The sequence below is a fragment of the Streptomyces sp. NPDC058052 genome (assembly GCF_042885515.1).
In the GTDB taxonomy this organism is placed as follows: domain Bacteria; phylum Actinomycetota; class Actinomycetes; order Streptomycetales; family Streptomycetaceae; genus Streptomyces.
The window spans coordinates 14,458-31,977 of the sequence record NZ_JBHVRX010000055.1 but is presented as its reverse complement, the minus strand read 5'-3'; the positions used below and the strand labels follow the sequence as shown (position 1 = coordinate 31,977).

Annotated in this window: 14 protein-coding genes; 8 read left to right on the top strand and 6 right to left on the bottom strand. The window is 72.8% G+C overall.

Annotation, left to right across the window (positions count from 1 at the left end):
* The 4 genes from ACFVU3_RS38700 to ACFVU3_RS38685 form a co-directional block, all read right to left on the bottom strand.
* Positions 1 to 2,083 (bottom strand): glycosyl hydrolase family 28-related protein (locus ACFVU3_RS38700; protein WP_390073490.1); only part of this gene is annotated, 2,083 nt, incomplete at its 3' end.
* A 39-nt stretch (positions 2,084 to 2,122) separates the two neighbouring features.
* Positions 2,123 to 3,724: a glycoside hydrolase family 13 protein gene (locus ACFVU3_RS38695; protein WP_390073489.1), complete on the bottom strand. Its 1,602-nt coding sequence runs from the start codon at positions 3,722 to 3,724 to the stop codon at positions 2,123 to 2,125.
* 57 nt (positions 3,725 to 3,781) lie between these two features.
* Positions 3,782 to 4,657, bottom strand: a complete 876-nt coding sequence (locus ACFVU3_RS38690) for a carbohydrate ABC transporter permease (protein ID WP_390073488.1) — start codon at positions 4,655 to 4,657, stop codon at positions 3,782 to 3,784.
* Between the two features lie 17 nt (positions 4,658 to 4,674).
* Entirely contained in the window at positions 4,675 to 5,634 is a 960-nt protein-coding gene (locus ACFVU3_RS38685; protein WP_390073487.1) for a carbohydrate ABC transporter permease, read from the bottom strand.
* Between the two features lie 197 nt (positions 5,635 to 5,831).
* Between ACFVU3_RS38685 and leuE the strand changes: the two genes are divergently transcribed.
* Both leuE and ACFVU3_RS38675 read left to right on the top strand, forming a co-directional pair.
* Positions 5,832 to 6,488, top strand: a complete 657-nt coding sequence (leuE, locus tag ACFVU3_RS38680) for a leucine efflux protein LeuE (protein WP_390073486.1) — start codon at positions 5,832 to 5,834, stop codon at positions 6,486 to 6,488.
* Between the two features lie 57 nt (positions 6,489 to 6,545).
* Entirely contained in the window at positions 6,546 to 7,367 is an 822-nt protein-coding gene (locus tag ACFVU3_RS38675) for a MerR family transcriptional regulator (protein ID WP_390073485.1), read from the top strand.
* 70 nt (positions 7,368 to 7,437) lie between these two features.
* Here ACFVU3_RS38675 and ACFVU3_RS38670 read toward each other — a convergent pair whose 3' ends face one another.
* Positions 7,438 to 8,763, bottom strand: a complete 1,326-nt coding sequence (locus ACFVU3_RS38670; RefSeq protein WP_390073484.1) for a polysialyltransferase family glycosyltransferase — start codon at positions 8,761 to 8,763, stop codon at positions 7,438 to 7,440.
* A complete protein-coding gene (locus ACFVU3_RS38665) occupies positions 8,760 to 9,788 on the bottom strand; it encodes a glycosyltransferase family 2 protein (protein ID WP_390073483.1) in 1,029 nt (342 codons plus the stop codon). Before ACFVU3_RS38665 ends, ACFVU3_RS38670 begins: the two co-directional genes overlap by 4 nt.
* Positions 9,789 to 10,007: 219 nt before the next feature.
* Between ACFVU3_RS38665 and ACFVU3_RS38660 the strand changes: the two genes are divergently transcribed.
* The 6 genes from ACFVU3_RS38660 (at position 10,008) to ACFVU3_RS38635 (ending at position 17,308) form a co-directional block, all read left to right on the top strand.
* Positions 10,008 to 11,297, top strand: coding sequence for a DUF6716 putative glycosyltransferase (locus ACFVU3_RS38660; RefSeq protein WP_390073482.1), 1,290 nt, complete (start codon positions 10,008 to 10,010; stop codon positions 11,295 to 11,297).
* Positions 11,297 to 12,520 (top strand): cytidylyltransferase domain-containing protein, encoded by a 1,224-nt coding sequence (locus tag ACFVU3_RS38655; RefSeq protein ID WP_390073481.1) that lies wholly within the window; start codon positions 11,297 to 11,299, stop codon positions 12,518 to 12,520. The genes ACFVU3_RS38660 and ACFVU3_RS38655 overlap by 1 nt, the downstream gene beginning before the upstream one ends.
* A 30-nt stretch (positions 12,521 to 12,550) precedes the next feature.
* The gene (locus tag ACFVU3_RS38650; RefSeq protein WP_390073480.1) at positions 12,551 to 13,444 is read left to right on the top strand and encodes an N-acetylneuraminate synthase family protein; all 894 of its coding nucleotides are present in this window, start codon (positions 12,551 to 12,553) and stop codon (positions 13,442 to 13,444) included.
* Complete coding sequence (locus ACFVU3_RS38645; protein WP_390073479.1) at positions 13,441 to 14,667, top strand: hypothetical protein; 1,227 nt, start codon at positions 13,441 to 13,443, stop codon at positions 14,665 to 14,667. The genes ACFVU3_RS38650 and ACFVU3_RS38645 overlap by 4 nt, the downstream gene beginning before the upstream one ends.
* A 116-nt stretch (positions 14,668 to 14,783) precedes the next feature.
* A complete protein-coding gene (locus ACFVU3_RS38640) occupies positions 14,784 to 15,995 on the top strand; it encodes an amidohydrolase (protein ID WP_390073478.1) in 1,212 nt (403 codons plus the stop codon).
* A 260-nt stretch (positions 15,996 to 16,255) separates the two neighbouring features.
* Positions 16,256 to 17,308, top strand: coding sequence for a BMP family protein (locus tag ACFVU3_RS38635; RefSeq protein WP_390073477.1), 1,053 nt, complete (start codon positions 16,256 to 16,258; stop codon positions 17,306 to 17,308).
* The last annotated feature ends 212 nt before the right edge of the window (positions 17,309 to 17,520 follow it).

The following is a 17,520-nucleotide window of genomic DNA, read 5'->3' as shown; positions in this document are numbered from 1 at the left end:
TTTCTGGTTGTCGGCGCCTTGGGTCCCCGGGGGTGGGGTGGTGCCCCCGGGGGCGCCGCCGCCGCCGGGGGCGTCCGACCGGGGGGGGGGGGGCGGGGGGCGCGACGCCGGGGGGGGGGTCGCCGCACGTCAGGGTGTTGGGCAGCAGCCAGGGAGCCAGCCAGCCCCCGTCGTTGCCGCCGCGGTCGGTGAGCGTGAACTCGGAGCCGGTGGCGGGGAAGTGGAAGGAACCGCAGTTGTTCACGCCGACCGCGCCGACGTTGCGGGCGTCGACGTTCTCGAAGGTCGCGGAGCCCGCCGTGCGGGCGCTGACGACCGAGTTGCCGGTGCCGTCGACGCGGATGTCCTCGAAGTGGACGGACGGGATGCCGTGGCGGTCCTTCACCCCGTACTCGCTGACCAGCATGATCGCGTTGTGGGTGGAGTCGAGGTAGTGGTCCCCGGTGACCCGCACGTCGGCGTCGATCGAACCGTCGAGGGCGTAGAACCAGAGGGCGCCGAGGCCGATCCGCCAGTTGAGGTCGAGGGTGCCGGCGCGGACCGTGGTGTTGTCGGTGAAGCGGAGGGTGCCGGTGAAGGGTTCGGCGCCGAAGCGGGCGCCGGCGTGGAGTCCGCTGCCCTCGCGCACGGGGTCGGCGACGAGGTTGCCGGTGACGGTGGTGTCCTCGCCGCCGTAGACGGCGATGCCGTTGGCGAGGGTGGGCGACTGGACGGTGTTGTGCGCGACGGTGTTGCGGGCGTCTGAGGTCTTCTCCGACCAGAGGGCGATGCCGTCGTCGCCGGTGTTGCGGACGAAGTTGTCGCGGACGAGCGAGTCGGTGACGCCGGTGTGGAGGTTGAGGGCGTCGGCGATCTGGTCGGTGATGATGTTGTTCGTGACCCGGAGGTTCCGCAGGGGACCGTCGAACCAGAGGCCGACCTTGGTGTGGTGCAGGTACAGGCCGTCGACGGTGGAGTCGCTCATGGCGCCGCCGATGGCGTTGACCTGGTCGGTGTCGACGCGCTCGCGGACGTCGCCCTCGATCGCGAAGCCGCGCAGGTGGACGCCGCGGCTGCCGCCCTCGGCCGCGGGCTTGCCGTAGAGGCCGACGCCGGTGTGGCGGGAGCCGTCGGGAGCGGGTTCCGCGAGGGTGACCTGGCGGCCCTTGAGGACGGTGTGCCAGTTCCCGGCGCCGACGATCGTGATGTCGTCGACGGTGATGTGCCGGTCGACGCGGAAGGTGCCCGGGGGCAGGTAGACGGGCCGGCCGAGGCGGCGGGCGAGGGCGATGGCCCGCTCGATGGCGGGCGCGGCGTCGCGGCGGCCGGTGGGGTCGGCGCCGAGGAGGCGGACGTCGATCCCGCCGCGCTCGACGTGCGGCGGGGCGACCCGTTCGGTGTCGAGGAGGTCGATCACGGTCCAGGCGGCGGGGCTGCCGGGCGGCACCGTGAGCCTGACCTTCGCCCCCGCCGGGTGGGTCCGCCCGAGGAGCAGACGCTGCTCGTCGTAGAAGTGGGTGGGCCGGAAGGGCTTGTCGACGACGGGCGCGGGCGTGGTGGCGGCCGGGACGCAGGCGCACTCGGCGAGCCACCAGTCGGGGTGGAGGAGGTCGGCCGCGGGGTCGTTGGTGAAGGGGTACTGGTTGTAGAGCCAGGAGTACTCCGAGGTCAGCGTCATCGTCCTGCGGTGGCGTCCGTCGACGGTGACGTCCAGGGGCGCGGTGATCCCGCCGCCGCCGGCCGCGTCCGGGATGCTGGAGCGGACGGTCAGGGCGTTGGCGGCGCGGGGCAGGACGAACTCGACGTACTGGCCGGGGACGAGCCGGACCGCCTTCCGGCCGGACGCCTCCGAGGGGAGGGTGTACGGGGTGCGGTCCGGGCCGATGACGGTGCCGGTGGTCCGGGCGTTCTCCGCCTCCTGCTCGTCGAAGGCGACCTCGGCGCCCCGCCCGGCCACGAGCGCCGGATCGAGGCCGGCGCGGGTGACGACGGGCCGGGCGGGGTCCGGCCCCGCCGCGGTGGCGGCGGGTGCGGCGGTGAGGGCGGTGCCGAGGGCGAGGAGGGCGGCGGCCAGCGTCGTCGCTCTCCCGTACGGGTGGGCCATGCGGGGCTCTCTCGTTTCTCTCGTGGTGGCGGGAGCGGCTCAGGCGCGCAGCCAGACGGCGGTGTCCGCGGGGAGGGTGCCGTCGGGGTCGAGGGGGCCGCTGGTGAGGAGGAGCGCGGTGTGGGCGGGGAGGTCCACGGGCGTTGCGGAGAGGTTGACGACGCAGGTCAGGCCCGCTTCCCGGGTGAAGGCGAGAACGCCGTCGGCGGCCGGGAGCCAGGTGAGGGCGCCGTCTCCGAAGCCGGGCTCGACGCGGCGCAGTCCGAGGGCGGTGCGGTAGAGGGTGAGCATGGAGTCGGGGTCGGCGCTCTGCTTGTCGACGGCGTAGCGGGCCCAGTCGGCGGGCTGCGGCAGCCACGGATCGGTGCCGCCGAAGCCGTACGAGGGGGTCCCGGCCTCCCAGGGGAGGGGGACCCGGCAGCCGTCGCGGCCGGGGTCGGTGCCGCCGGAGCGGAAGTGCATCGGGTCCTGGATGCGGTCCAGGGGGATGTCGGCCTCGGGAAGGCCCAGTTCCTCGCCCTGGTAGAGGTAGACGGAGCCGGGCAGGGCGAGGGTGAGGAGGGCGGCGGCGCGGGCGCGGCGGGTGCCGAGTTCCAGATCGGCGGGGGTGCCGAACCGTTTGGCGGCGAAGTCGAAGGCGGTGTCGGCGCGGCCGTAGCGGGTGGCGGTGCGGGTGACGTCGTGGTTGCAGAGCACCCAGGTGGCGGGGGCGTGGACGGGGGCGTGCTCGGCGAGGGTGTCGTCGATGGTGCGGCGGAGCCGGTCCGGTTCCCAGGGGCAGGCGAGGAAGTTGAAGTTGAAGGCGGTGTGGAGCTCGTCGGGGCGGAGGTAGCGGGCGAAGCGTTCGGCGTCGGGGAGCCAGACCTCGCCGACGAAGACGCCGCCGTACGCGTCGGCTATCGCCCGCCAGGAGCGGTACACGTCGTGGATCTCGTCGAGGTCGATGTACGGGTGGGGGTCGACGCCCTCGGTGAAGTCCCGCAGGCCGGGGTCCTTGGTGAGGAGGGCGGCGGAGTCGATGCGGACGCCGGCGACGCCGCGTTCGAACCAGAAGCGGAGGACCTCCTCGTGTTCGCGGCGGACGTCGGGGTGGGACCAGTTGAGGTCGGGCTGTTCGGGGGTGAAGAGGTGGAGGTACCACTCGCCGTCGGGGACGCGGGTCCAGGTGGTGCCGGAGAACTGCGACGGCCAGTCGTTGGGCGGGAGTTCGCCGTGCTCGCCGCGGCCGGGCCGGAAGTGGAAGCGGGCGCGGGCCGCGCTGCCGGGGCCGGCGGCGAGCGCCTCCCTGAACCAGGCGTGCTGGTCGGAGACGTGGTTGGGGACGATGTCGACGATGACGCGGAGGCCGAGTTCGGCGGCCTCCGCGATCAGCTTCTCGGCCTCGTCGAGGGTGCCGAAGGCGGGGTCGATGGCGCGGTAGTCGGCGACGTCGTAGCCGCCGTCGACCATCGGGGAGGCGTACCAGGGGGTGAACCAGACGGCGTCGACGCCGAGCGCCGCGAGGTGGGGCAGTCTCGCCCGGACGCCCGCGAGGTCACCGGTGCCGTCCCCGTCGCCGTCGGCGAAGCTGCGCGGGTAGACCTGGTAGATGACGGCGTCGCGCCACCAGTCGGCGGTGCGGGTCGGGGAAGGGGCTGCCACGGGACGGTCCTTTCGGGCAGGGAGGTGTGCGGACGAGGGAGCGGAGGGGCGGGCGGTTCAGCCCTTGAGGCCGCCTGCGGTGAGGCCGCCCATGATGTTCCGCTGGAAGACGAGGAAGACGATCAGCGTCGGCAGCGAGGCGATGGTGAGGGCCGCGATGAGGACGTTGACGGGGACCCCGTTGGAGAGCGAGTAGATGCCCACGTTGAGGGTCTGCTTGGCCGGGTCGGGGAGGGTGAGCATCGGCCAGAGGAAGTCCTTCCAGACGCCGACGACCGCGAAGATCGACACGACGCCGAGGATCGGCCGGGAGATCGGCAGGACGATCGACCACAGGATCCTCAGGGGGCCGGCGCCGTCCAGGGAGGCGGCGGAGAGCAGTTCCTGGGGGATGGAGTCGAAGAAGCGCTTCAGCAGGAAGATGTTGAAGGCGTTGGTGACGGACGGCAGCCAGATCGCCCACGGGCTGTCGAGCAGGTTGCGTTCGACGATCGGCACGTCGAGCACGGTGAGGTACTGGGGGACGACGAGGACGGTCGCCGGGATCATCAGGGTGGCGAGCATCATGCCGAGGATCGCCTTGCCGAGCACGGGGCGCAGCTTGGAGAGCGCGTACGCGGCGGCGACGTCGAACACGAGCTGGAAGGCGAGGGCGCCGAAGGCGTAGTAGAGCGTGTTGAGGAGGAGGGTGGCGAGGTCCATGACCTCCCAGGCCCGGCTGTAGTTGGCGGGTTCGAAGGTGCCGGGGATCAGGGTGGGCGGGGTCTGGACGACTTCCTGGGCGTCCTTGAAGCCGCTGGACGCCAGCCAGTAGAGGGGGCCGAGGAAGACCAGGGTGAAGAGGACGAGGACCAGGACGAGGACGGCGCGGTAGGCCGCCTTGCCGCGGGGCCTGGCGAGCCGGGCCGGCGGGATGAGCGTGCGTGTGGACATGTGTGTCTCCCCGGGTCCTACTCGTCCTCGGCGCGGCTGAGCTTGACGTACGCCGCCGAGAATCCGGCGAGGAGTACGAGCAGGAGCAGGCCGAGGGCGGCCGCGGCGCCGTAGTTGTTGAAGTTGAAGGCGTACTGGTAGATCAGGTAGACGACGGTGGTGGTGGACCCTTCGGGTCCGGCGCCGCCGGTGAGCAGGAACGGCTCGACGAAGACCTGCATGGTGGCGATGACCTGCATGAGGAGCATCAGGGAGAGGACGAGCCGGGTCTGCGGGATGGTGACGTGCCAGATCTTGCGGAGGAGGCCGGCGCCGTCGAGTTCGGCGGCCTCGTACAGCTCGCCGGGGATGGACTGGAGCGCGGCGAGGTAGATCAGGGTGGCGCCGCCCATGTTCATCCAGGTGGACGCGATGACGACGGCGAGCAGGGAGAGGTCGGGGTCCTGGAGCCACTGCTGTTCGGGCAGGCCCAGGAAGCCGAGGAGTTCGTTGAGGAGGCCGTACCCGGGGTCGTACAGGTACTTGAAGAGGAGGACGGCGGCGACGGGCGGGAGCATCACCGGGAGGTAGACGAGGAGCCGGAGGTAGCCCTGTCCGTGGCGGAACTCGTTGATGACGAGGGCGGCGGCGAAGGGTACGGCGAAGCCGAGGACCAGGGCGAGGGCGGTGTAGAGGAGGGTGTTGCTCCATGCCTGCCAGAAGGCCGGGTCGCCGGCGACGGTGCGGAAGTTGTCGAAGCCGACCCAGGTGGTGCGGCCGCTCTCGGTCTTCTGGAAGGCGAGCAGGAACTCCCTGACCATCGGGTACCAGGAGAAGACCGCGAAGCAGAGGACGGCGCCGATGAGGAAGCCGTGGGCGGTCAGGTTGCGCCGCAGGGCCTGGGCGAGGTGTCCGCGCCCGGGGCGGGGGGCCGTCCCGTCCGGTGGGGAGTGAGGGGCGGTGCCCGTCTTGCTGAGTGTGGTGCTGGGGGCCGGCATCGTCGCTCCTCGGTGCTGGGGTGCCGCTGCTGGGGGTGGCGGCGGGGGGGGGGGGGCCCCCCCGCGCCCCCCCCAGTACTTTTCCCCCCCCGTCCGGAGGGCCCGCGGGCCCCCCCGGGCGCCCCTTCCGCACGTCCGGGAGCGGGAGGAGTGAGACATCACAGCGCATCACCGCACGCATGTGCGACACTCCGCCCATGCTGGGTGTCACCGATCTGCCGACCTATCTCGCCGGGCTCGTCCTCATCATCCTCCTCCCGGGGCCGAACTCGCTCTACGTGCTGTCCGTGGCCGCCCGCAAGGGCACCAGGACCGGGTACAAGGCCGCCGCCGGCGTCTTCACCGGCGACACGATCCTGATGACCCTGGCCGCCCTCGGCGCGGCCTCCCTCCTCCAGACCACCCCGGTCCTCTTCACGATCGTCAAGTACGCGGGCGCGGGCTACCTGGCGTGGATGGCGTACGGGATGCTCCGCGCGGCCCTGGACATGTGGCGCTCCCGCCGCGAACCCGCCGAGGCCGGCGCCGACGGCACCGAGAGCGGCTCCGCCGAGCACCCCTACCGCCGGGCGCTGATCATCAGCCTCTTCAACCCGAAGGCGATCCTCTTCCTGATCTCCTTCTTCGTGCAGTTCGTGGACCCCTCCTACGCCTACCCGGCGCTCTCCTTCCTGGTCCTCGGCACCCTGCTCCAGCTCGGCAGCTTCCTCTACCTCACCACCCTGATCTTCGGCGGCACCCGCCTCGCCGCCGCCTTCCGCCGCCGCAAGCGCCTCTCCGCCGGCGCCACCTCCGCCGCCGGCGCCCTCTTCCTCGGCTTCGCCGTGAAGCTCTCCCTCAGCAGCGCCGCCTGACGGTTCCCCGCCGCGCTTGACCCTCACACCGTGTGAGGCCGTTCCGTAGGGGGCGTCATGTTCACCATCGGAGACTTCGCCCGGCACGGGCGGGTGTCGGTCCGGATGCTGCGTCACTACGACGCCATCGGACTGCTGCGCCCGGCCCACGTCGACCCGCACAGCGGCTACCGCCACTACACGGCGGACCAGCTCGCCCGGCTCAACCGCGTCATCGCGCTCAAGGACCTCGGCTTCACCCTGGACCAGGTGGGGGCCATCCTCGGCGACGAGATCGGCGCGGAGGAGCTGCGCGGGATGCTGAGGCTGCGCCAGGCCGAGCTGGAAGCGGCCCTGGAAGCGGCGCGGGCCCGGCTCGCCCAGGTCGGCGCGAGGCTCCGAGCCATCGAGAGCGAGGGACGCATGTCCACGCAGGACGTCGTCGTCAAGAAGATCCCCGCCGTCCGGATCGCCGAGCTGAGCGCGGTCGCCGCCGGCTTCGAGCCGGAGAACATCACGCCCGTCATCGGGCCGCTGTACGAGCGGCTGTGCGGCCGCCTGGAGGCCGCCGGCGTCACCGGCTTCGGGCCGGGGATCGCGTACTACGAGGACGCCGGGAAGGGCGACGGCTCGATCGTCGTGCACGCCGGCATGACCGTGCCCGAGGGCACCGAGGCCGAGGGCGTGCTCGTGCACGTGCTGCCCGGCATCGAGGAGGCGGCGACCGTCGTCCACCGGGGTTCCATGGACGGCGTCCTGCCGGCCGCGCAGGCCCTCGCCTCCTGGATCGACGTCAACGGCCACGCCTCCGCCGGCTACGCCCGCGAGCTGTACCTGGAGTGCCCGGCCGACCCGGCCGGCTGGGTCACCGAGCTCCAGGAGCCGATCGTCCGCGCCTGACCCGCCGCCGGTCGTGACGGAGGGGCCCGGGACCACCGCACAGGTCCCGGGCCCCTCCGGCTCGCGGCGGCTACCTCTTCAGCGCCTTGCGCAGCCGCAGCGCCCGGCGCGCCAGCCGGCGCACCCTCGGGTGCCGGGGGACCGGCAGGCCGCCCGGGAGGTCCAGGACGGTGAGCCGGCGGCGGGTGAAGTGGTGCCGGGTGCGCTCGGCGTACGGCCCCGACAGGTGGCGCACGGCGGCCTCCCGCAGGTCGGCCCGTATGTTCGGCTGCATCGCGAAGCCGACCGCGGCGACCAGGTCGTCGAGGCGGGCGGCGTCCGTCACCGGCTCCTCGTCGTCCGGGCCGGGGGTCAGCGGCGGCACGACCGCGTCGACCACCGTCAGCGGGATCCGGTTGCTGTTCTGGAACGGGGTGAGCCGCTGGAGCAGTTCCCGGGTCCCGACCCGGGCGACCGGCAGCCCGTAGAAGGTGCGGGCGGTCATCAGCGCCGTCGAGAAGCAGCCGACGACCAGCGCGGGCCGCAGCTCCCGGTAGAGCACCTCGGCGAGGACCGGGCGGGTCTCCACGGTGAGCCGGGCGCCGAGCCGGTCCGCCTCCTCGGCCAGCGAGGCCGTCCAGGAGTCGGGGGCGGTGGGGTGCGGCTTGAAGACGAGGTGCCGGTGGCCGCGGGCGACCGCCCCGCGCACCATGCTCAGGTGCAGCTCCTCCTCCTCGGCGGCCGTCATCAGGTGGAGCGCGGCCAGGTACTGGCCGAGGAGCAGGGCGGGGCCCTCGCCGCCGGCGGCGGGCGCGTCGGTGCCGGCGAGTTCTCCGACGGCCTTCGTGAACGCCTCCACGGGGACGGTCTCCGGCACCGCGCCGAACTCGCCCAGCAACAGCGGACGCAGGCCCGGCACCAGGTCGAGGTGGAGGAGGCGGGCGGCGCGGCCGCCGATCAGCGGGTCGATCTTGTTGCGGGTCGGCCCGTAGCTCATCAGGCCGTCCGCGTAGACGGTGATCGCCGCCTCGGGGAGGAGGTGGGCGATGGCGAGGGCGGGGGTGACCTGGATGGACTCCAGGACCAGCTCGACCCGGTCGTCGCCGAGCCCCCACAGCTTGTGGAGGTGGCGCTGGAGCATCGGCACGTCCTGGCCGCGCGGGGTCCAGCCGCCGGGATGGAGCGGGGAGATGGTCTCGTTCCAGGACACCACCTCGTCGAAGCGGTCGCGGATCCGGCCGAAGCCCTCGGCCTCGTCGAAGGCCGGGGTGGTCTCCGGGACGGGCGCGTTGTCGGTGACGAGGAGGATCCGGCGGGCGGCGCTGTCGAAGCAGCCGCTGTCTATGGCGGCGGCCAGGGTGACCGCGCCGTACAGGGTGGACGCGGCGAAGATCTGGGTCGTACGGGCCGTGCTCACGCGGCCACCTCCGAAGGGGTCGTGCCGGCGGGGCCGCGGCCGCCCGGCGGGGCCGGCGGCGGCGGTGCCGGGCGGCGGCGGCGCAGCTTGCGCAGCACCGTGGCCCGCTCGCCGCCCATCGCGGTCAGCGCCTGGTCGAGGACGTCCTGCGGCATCCGGCGGAGCGCGCCCGCGCTCATCGCCTTCAGCTGCCGGGCCACGTCCGGTTCGAACTTCTCGATGGATCCGACGTGATGGGCGATCACCGCGCAATAGGTGCGGACGGCTTTCGGGAGAAAGCGGTCCGCCTCCGCGTCCCGTGCGGTCTCCTCGATCACCTGGTCGAATGCGCGGATGAAATCCAATTGCCGGACGTCGCCGATCTGGGTGAGCGAGGTCGCCACTCCGCGCCGGTAGAAGACGCCGAGTTCGCCGACGGCGGCGAAGGACTTCGCCTCGCGGTGCAGCCGCCAGATCCACGGCCGGTCCTCGGCGGTGCGCAGGCCGTGCGGGAAGTGCAGCAGGCCCCGGTCGAGGAGCCGGCGGTGGTAGATCCCGGCCCAGGCGAAGGGGTAGTCGACGGAGGTGGTGCGGTGGGCGGGGAGGATCGCCTCGCGCGGGTCCAGGACCTCCCCGCGGCGCGGGACGGGCACCCGGCGGACCGAGCGGGCGCGGCCGGTGACCGAGGTGTGGTCGGTGCGCAGGAAGTCGCACCCCAGGCCCTCGGCGGCCGTGACCAGGCGCCCGTAGTAGCCGGGGGAGAGCCAGTCGTCCCCGTCGAGGAAGGTGACGAACTCGCCGCGGGCGGCGTCGAGGCCGGTGTTGCGGGCGGTCGCCAGGCCCTCGTTCCGCTCGTGCCGGATCAGGACGGCGCCGGGCAGGTCGCGTACGGCCCGTTCGAGGATCTCCGGGGTGTCGTCGGACGAGCGGTCGTCGACGAGGAGGAACTCGAAGTCGTCGCGGGCGTTGGCGCGCAGACTGGCGAGGGTGTCGGAGGCGTATGTCTGCACGTTGAAGAACGGCACGACGACGGAGAGCTTGACCACGCGGCCGACGCTAGGCGCCCGCCCGGCCGCTCCGCCGACCGGCCGGGGGATTTTCGGTGAACACGAAGCGGCGGGCTCATTAACCGCCTTTACCCAAGGGGATTTCGGGCCGTCCAACGGCTGAATCCCGGGCCGCTTCAGATCACGGAGAGGTGCTGTTCACCGTTTGTTGCGGCTCAGTTGGGCCGTAGACCGGAATGCCCTTCTAGCGTCCTCGACGTGCCAGCAAGTTCCAGTGAAGCGGTACGGATCGCCGTACTCGCGGATTCCGACACCCGGTGGAAATGGGGTGCGCTCACCGCGCGCCGCATCACCGCGGCCGACGCCGAACCGACCGGTTTCGTCCTCCGCGGCCGGGCCACCCCCACCGCCCGCCAGCTCGCCGAGACGGGCGCCTCCACGGCCGCCCCGCGCGAGGTGACCGGAGCGGAGTTCCTGCGCGAGGTGCGGGACGCGGAGGCGCGCGGCGAGCGGTACGACGTCGTCGTCCTCGCGCTGGTCGGCGGCACCGTCCGGGCCGTCCTCCAGGGCCTCGCCGACCTCGGCCTCGACCGCCGGCCGGTGATCGTCACCGGATACGTCGGCGTGGTCTACGAGAAGCTCGCCGACGGCCTGCTGCTCCGCCACGGCGCCGACGTGGTCCTCGCCAACTCCCGCCACGACGCGGACCGCTTCCGCGCCGTGTACGAAGGGGTCGGCGCGGACGCCGAGTCGGTCGTCGAGGCCGCGCTGCCGTTCCTCGGCGGCGCCCCGCACCGCCCCGAAGAGGGCCGCGACACCCTGGTGTTCGCCGCCCAGCCGTCCGTACCGGTCACCCGGGCCGAGCGGGCGTACGTCCTGGAACGGCTGGTCCGGCACGCCCGGCTGCACCCGGAGCGCGAGGTCCTCCTCAAGCTCCGCTCCAAGCCCGGCGAGCACACCACGCACCTGGAGGAGCACCCGTACCAGCGGCTGGTGCGCGATCTGGACCCGCCCGCCAACTTCCGCCTGGTCTACGGGCACATGGGCGAGGTCCTGGACCGCACCGACCTGCTGGTCACCGTCTCCTCCACCGCCGCCCTGGAGGCCCTGCACCGCCGGATCCCCACCGCGATCCTCACCGACTGCGGGGTCCGCGAGGTCAACGGCAACCACCACTTCATCGGCTCCGGCCTCCTCACCTCCTTCGACCGGCTCGACCGGGGCGAGGCGCCCGAACCCGACGAGGAGTGGCTGGCCCGGCAGGGCGTGGCGTCCGACGGCGGGTACGACTCCGCCTTCGACGCCGCGCGCGAACGGGTCGCGAAGCTCCTCGCGCTGCCCGAACAGCCCCCGATCAGCCCCTACTACACCGCGGAGACGGCCCCCGGCTACCTGCCGGGGATCCTCGCCCGCCACCGCCTGGACGTCACCGCGCCCCCGGTCCGCGACAGCGGACTGCGCCGGATCGTCCGCGAGGCGGCGCGCGGCGCCTACCGCCACGGCGTCCAGCGCGTGGCCCCCGTCGTCCGACGCCTGGGAGAACTGTGATGCCCACGAAGAAGCCGAGCCCCACCGTGCTCGCCGTCATCCCCGCACGGGGCGGCTCCAAGGGCGTCCCCGCCAAGAACCTCGCCCCGGTCGCCGGGATCCCGCTGGTCGGCCGGGCCGTCCGGGCCTGCCTCGGCGCCGTCGGCGTCACCGACGTCGTCGTCTCCACCGACGACCCGGCCATCGCCGCCGGAGCCCGCTCCTCCGGCGCCGAGGCCGTGCGGCGCCCGGCCGCGATCGCCGGCGACACCGCCACCAGCGAGGCCGCCGTCCTGCACGCCCTGGACGCCTTCGAGGCCACCCACGGCCGCACCGCCGACGTGGTCCTCCTCGTCCAGTGCACCAGCCCCTTCCTCACCTCGGGGGAGGTCGCCGAGGCCGTCGCCCGGATCACCTCCGGCGCCGCCGACACCGCCTTCACCGCGGCCCCCTCGCACGGCTTCCTGTGGCGCGAGACCCCCGACGGCGCCACCGGTGTCAACCACGACAAGGCCCACCGCCCGCGCCGCCAGGACCGCGAGCCCGAGTACCTGGAGACCGGCGCCGTCTACGCGATGGACGCGGCCGGATTCCGTACCCACGGGCACCGCTTCTTCGGCCGCACCGCCCTCGTCGTCACCGACCCGGCCCGCGTCCTGGAGATCGACGACCCGCACGACCTGGCCCGCGCCAAGGCCCTCGCGCCGCTCCTCGACGAGCCGGTGACGCCCGGCTTCGCCGACGTCGACGCGGTCGTCCTCGACTTCGACGGCACCCAGACCGACGACCGGGTCCACCTCGACTCGGAGGGCCGCGAGTTCGTCTCCGCCCACCGCGGCGACGGACTCGGCATCGCGGCCCTGCGCCGCGCCGGCCTGCCCGTCCTCATCCTCTCCACCGAGCAGAACCCCGTCGTCGCCGCCCGCGCCCGGAAGCTGAGGATCCCGGTCCTGCACGGCATCGACCGCAAGGACCTCGCCCTCAAGGAGTGGTGCGAGGCCGAGTCCATCGACCCCGCGCGCGTCCTCTACGCCGGCAACGACGTCAACGACCTGCCCTGCTTCCACCTCGTCGGCTGGCCCGTCGCGGTGAGCAGCGCCCACGACTCCGTCCGGGCCGCGGCCCGCGCGGTCACCGTCACCCCGGGCGGCTTCGGAGCGATCCGCGAGATCGCCGCCTGGCTCCTCGGACCCGAGCTGAACACCCCCACCTCACCCGCGAGCCCGCTCGCACCCCTCTCGTAAACCGCCCCGCAAGCAAAAGGAAGCACCACCATGAGCACCCGTCTGCGCACCCTCGGCCCGAAGACCGCCGGTCCCGGTCAGCCCGTCTACATCTGCGGCGAGATCGGCATCAACCACAACGGCGACCTCGAGAACGCCTTCAAGCTGATCGACGTGGCCGCCGAGGCCGGCTGCGACGCCGTCAAGTTCCAGAAGCGCACCCCCGAGATCTGCACCCCGCGCGACCAGTGGGACATCGAGCGCGACACCCCCTGGGGCCGGATGACGTACATCGACTACCGCCACCGCGTGGAGTTCGGCGAGGACGAGTACCGCCAGATCGACGAGCACTGCCGCGAGCGCGGCATCGACTGGTTCGCCTCCCCGTGGGACACCGAGGCCGTCGCCTTCCTGGAGAAGTTCGACGTCCCCGCCCACAAGGTCGCCTCGGCCTCCCTCACCGACGACGAGCTGCTGCGCGAGCTGCGCGCCACCGGCCGCACCGTCATCCTCTCCACCGGCATGTCGACGCCGAAGCAGATCCGCCACGCGGTCGAGGTCCTGGGCAGCGACAACATCCTGCTCTGCCACGCCACCTCCACCTACCCGGCCAAGGCCGAGGAGCTGAACCTGCGCGTCATCCAGACGCTCCAGGAGGAGTACCCGAACGTCCCGATCGGCTACTCCGGCCACGAGACCGGCCTCCAGACCACGCTGGCCGCCGTCGCCCTCGGCGCCACCTTCGTCGAGCGCCACATCACCCTCGACCGCGCCATGTGGGGCTCGGACCAGGCCGCCTCCGTCGAGCCGCAGGGCCTGGAGCGCCTCGTCCGCGACATCCGCACCATCGAGACCGCGCTCGGCGACGGCGTGAAGAAGGTGTACGAGTCGGAGCTCGGCCCGATGAAGAAGCTCCGCCGCGTCCAGGAGCCCGTCACCGTATGACCGGCCGACTGGCGTTCGTGGAGAGTCCCGTCCAGCTCCTGAACGTCCTGGAGTGGGCGCACGCACGCGGCCGGGCCTCCGCCCCGGCCGCGGCCGGGGCCCCCGCGCCCGCACCCTCCCCCGGGCTCCCGGCCCCGCCCGAGCAGGGGGGACCCGACCCGGCGCGGGATGCCGGCCCGGCACCCGCGCCGGACGCCGCGGCGCCCCGCGCCGCGCACGGCACGGGGGCCGGCGCCTCCGCCGCCGGCGATCTCCGGATCGTCGTCCTCTCGCCGACCGACCCCATGTCGCGGGGCCAGCTGCGCCGGATGGCCCAGCTCGCCCGCGACGAGGGGTTCGCCGTGCACTGGCAGGAGGCGCGGGCCGGGCGCGGCGCGCTCGTGCGGACCCTGCGGGAGCTGGGCGGGCCGCTGCGCGCCGCCGGGCGCGTGATCGTCGGCGACCCGTTCTCCCGTTACGTCCAGCTGCTGCTCACCCTCTTCGGCCCGCGGCACGTCACGGTCGTCGACGACGGCACCGCGACCATGGAGTTCGCCGCCCAGCTGGCGGGCGGGGAGCGGCTGGTCCGCTGGCACCGCAAGGGCGACCTCGGGCCGCGCGAGCTGGTCCTCGCCCCGGTGACCTCGCTGGCCCGCCGCCGGCTGGCCCCCGGGCCCGGCCGGAGCGTCGAGATCTTCACCTCGCTGCCCGTGCAGGCGCCGCCCGGCACCGAGGTCACCGAGAACACGTACGCGTGGACCCGGGACCGCTTCGGGCCGCCCGCGCTCACCGGCGGCGCCGACCTCGTGGGCACCTCGCTCGTCGAGACCGGTGTGGTCGACGCGGAGCACTACCTCCGGGTGGTCGGGCAGCTGGCCCGCACCCACGGCGCCACCCGCTACTTCGCCCACCGCCGCGAGACCCCGGAGAAGCTGCACCGGGTCGCGGTCGAGACCGGCCTCCAGGTGGTCCGGCCCGATCTGCCGCTGGAGCTGATCGCCCGGCGCGGCCCGATCGGCGCCACCATCGTCAGCTTCCCGTCCACCGTCGTGCACACCCTGCCGCTGGCCCTGGCGGGCACGGGGGTGAAGGTGGCGGTCTGCGAGATCGAGCCCGAGTGGCTGCGGGCCACGGCCTCGCCGCGGGCCCAGGGCTTCCTCGCGGGCGTCGCCGGGACGGCGTCGGGAGCGGACCGGCTCACCCACCGGACCGGTTCCGCGGTCGATCGGCTCGAATTCGGGTGACCATACCCATACGGAGCGTGTCCCATGCACGGCAAACCGAGATTCTTTCCCCTAAGGGGCTGAACTTTTCGTGATCAACGGGCAGTTGATCACCGGATGGGCCTACCCTTCAAAGGGTGAACCAGTTGAAGACCCGTGAGCCCGGATCCTTCACCCTGCCCGGAACGCTGTCCTCCGCCCTGCGCGACGAACTGATCGCCTTCCGCAGGGACTTGCACATGCACCCGGAGCTCGGAAACCAGGAGTTCCGTACCACCGCCGCGCTCAAGGCCCGCCTGGAGGCGGCCGGCCTGGCGCCGCGCGTCCTCCCGGGCGGCACGGGCCTCATCTGTGACATCGGCACCTGGGACGGCGGGCGCCCCATGCTCGCCGTCCGCGCGGACCTCGACGCCCTGCCCATCCCGGACGCCAAGACCGTCGCGTACCGCTCCACCGTGCCCAACCGCGCCCACGCCTGCGGCCACGACGTGCACACCACCACCGTCCTCGGCGCCGGACTGGTCCTCGCCGGGCTGGAGCGCGAGGGCCGGCTGCCCCGCCCGGTGCGGCTGATCTTCCAGCCCGCCGAGGAGGTGCTGCCCGGCGGCGCCGCCGACGCGGTCGCGGCCGGCGTCCTCGACGGCGTCGGCCGGATCATCGCCGTCCACTGCGACCCGAAGGTCGACGCGGGCAGGATCGGGATCCGCACCGGCCCCATCACCTCCGCGTGCGACCGGCTGGAGATCACCCTCGACGGCCCCGGCGGCCACACCGCCCGCCCGCACCTCACCACCGACCTGGTGACCGCCGCCGCCCGGATCGCCACCGACGTGCCGGCCGTGCTCGCCCGCCGTGTCGACGCCCGCTCCGGCCTCTCGGTCACCTGGGGCCGGATCGAGGCCGGTCACGCGCCCAACGTCATCCCGCAGCACGCCGAGCTCTCCGGCACCGTCCGCTGCCTCGACCTGCCCGCCTGGCGCGACGCGCCCGACCTGGTGCACGCCGCCGTCGACGAGATCGCCACCCTGCACCGCGCCAAGTCCACCGTGAACTACGTCCGGGGCGTCCCCCCGGTCGTGAACGACCCGGTGATCGTGGAACTGCTCCGGGACGCGATGACCGCCCGCCGCGGGGTCGACTCGGTCGAGGACACCGAGCAGAGCCTCGGCGGCGAGGACTTCTCCTGGTACCTGGAGCACGTCCCCGGCGCGATGGCCCGGCTCGGCGTCCGCACCCCCGGAGACCCGCGCGTCCGCGACCTCCACGCGGGCGACTTCGACGTCGACGAGCGGTGCATCGAGACCGCCGTGGAGCTCTTCACCGCCGCCGCGCTGATCGACGCCGACTGACCCGGCCGGCCCAGGGCACCGCTCCCCCGCACCGCCGGCGGGGGAGCGGTGCCCTTCTTTTTCCCCGCCGCTCATCTCGGCTGATGACACGGGGTTGCGCCTTGATCGCGAAGTGTGTACAGGTACTGTGGCCTGTGGGTTCGCGTCGATACGGTAACGACTCATGAACGGGTCTTTAACTGACATCTACGCGCGTTACGATCGCCGCAAAGCCAGCGCCGGAAGAGGCGCTTTCGGTCAGTCTTGAAGGGACCCTCCTCTTGCGCCGGATCACCAGGATCACCACCGTGGGCATCGCCTCCGCGGCGCTCGCGCTCTCCGCGACCGCCTGCGGCAAGTCCTCCTCCGAGGGCGGCTCCGGTACCGACTCGAAGGCCGCCAAGGCCGCCATCGCGTACGACATCGGCGGCCGCGGTGACCAGTCCTTCAACGACGCCGCCTACGCGGGTCTGAAGAAGGCCGAGGACGAGCTCGACATCGACGGCTCCGAGGCCGAGCCCTCGTCCGGCGAGGGCGACGCCGACAAGGTGCAGCGCCTCACCTCGCTGGCCCGCGCCGGCAACAACCCGGTCATCGGCGTCGGCTTCGCCTACGCCCCGGCCATCAAGAAGGTCGCCGCGCAGTTCCCCGACACGACCTTCGGCATCATCGACGACACCTCGGTGACCGGCAAGAACATCGCCAACATGGTGTTCAACGAGGAGCAGGGCTCCTACCTGGCCGGCGTCGCCGCCGCCAAGGCGTCCAAGTCCGGCACGGTCGGCTTCATCGGCGGTGTCGAGGTCCCGCTGATCAAGAAGTTCGAGGCCGGCTACGTCCAGGGCGTCAAGGACACCAACCCCAAGGCGAAGGTGCTCACCCAGTACCTGACCCAGCCGCCGAACTTCGACGGCTTCGCCAAGCCCGACCTCGGCAAGGCCGCCGCGGAGGGCCAGCTCGACAAGGGCGCCGACGTGATCTACGCCGCCGCCGGTCTCGCCGGTTCCGGCGCGATCGAGGCCGCGTCCAAGGCCGGCAAGTGGGCCATCGGCGTCGACTCCGACCAGTACAACCAGGCCGGTCTCGCCGAGTACAAGGACGCGATCCTGACCTCGGTCACCAAGGACGTCTCGGACTCCGTCTACAACCTGATCAAGTCGGTCAAGGACGGCAAGCCGCAGACCGGTGAGGTCCGCTACGGCCTCGCCACCGACGGTGTCGCCCTGGCCGACTCCAACCCGAAGTACAAGTCCATGACGGACCTGATCGCCGCGGTGGAGAAGGCGAAGAAGGACATCATCGACGGCAAGATCACGGTCAAGACCGCCCCGTAAGGCGCGCAGGTCACGACCAGTTGCCCGCGGGCCCGGCCCCGGTGGGACTCCCACCGGGACCGGGCCCCGGCCCCATTCCCGTACGGGTTTTCACTTTTCGGCAGCGCTACGCGTGTAGATGTCGCACCGGCACGATAACTTCGCCCCGCCCTGCCCTCCGCTCCCACTCCTTTCGGCCAAGGAGAGTGCGTCATCAACGCGTCCAGCCCCCC

Excerpts from the sequence above, each read along its gene's own strand:
- ACFVU3_RS38690 (WP_390073488.1), bottom strand. The coding sequence starts at position 4,657 with ATGTCCACACGCACGCTCATCCCGCCGGCCCGGCTCGCCAGGCCCCGC.
- ACFVU3_RS38685 (WP_390073487.1), bottom strand. The coding sequence starts at position 5,634 with ATGCCGGCCCCCAGCACCACACTCAGCAAGACGGGCACCGCCCCTCAC.
- leuE (WP_390073486.1), top strand. The coding sequence starts at position 5,832 with ATGCTGGGTGTCACCGATCTGCCGACCTATCTCGCCGGGCTCGTCCTC.
- ACFVU3_RS38675 (WP_390073485.1), top strand. The coding sequence starts at position 6,546 with ATGTTCACCATCGGAGACTTCGCCCGGCACGGGCGGGTGTCGGTCCGG.
- ACFVU3_RS38655 (WP_390073481.1), top strand. The coding sequence starts at position 11,297 with ATGCCCACGAAGAAGCCGAGCCCCACCGTGCTCGCCGTCATCCCCGCA.
- ACFVU3_RS38650 (WP_390073480.1), top strand. The coding sequence starts at position 12,551 with ATGAGCACCCGTCTGCGCACCCTCGGCCCGAAGACCGCCGGTCCCGGT.
- ACFVU3_RS38645 (WP_390073479.1), top strand. The coding sequence starts at position 13,441 with ATGACCGGCCGACTGGCGTTCGTGGAGAGTCCCGTCCAGCTCCTGAAC.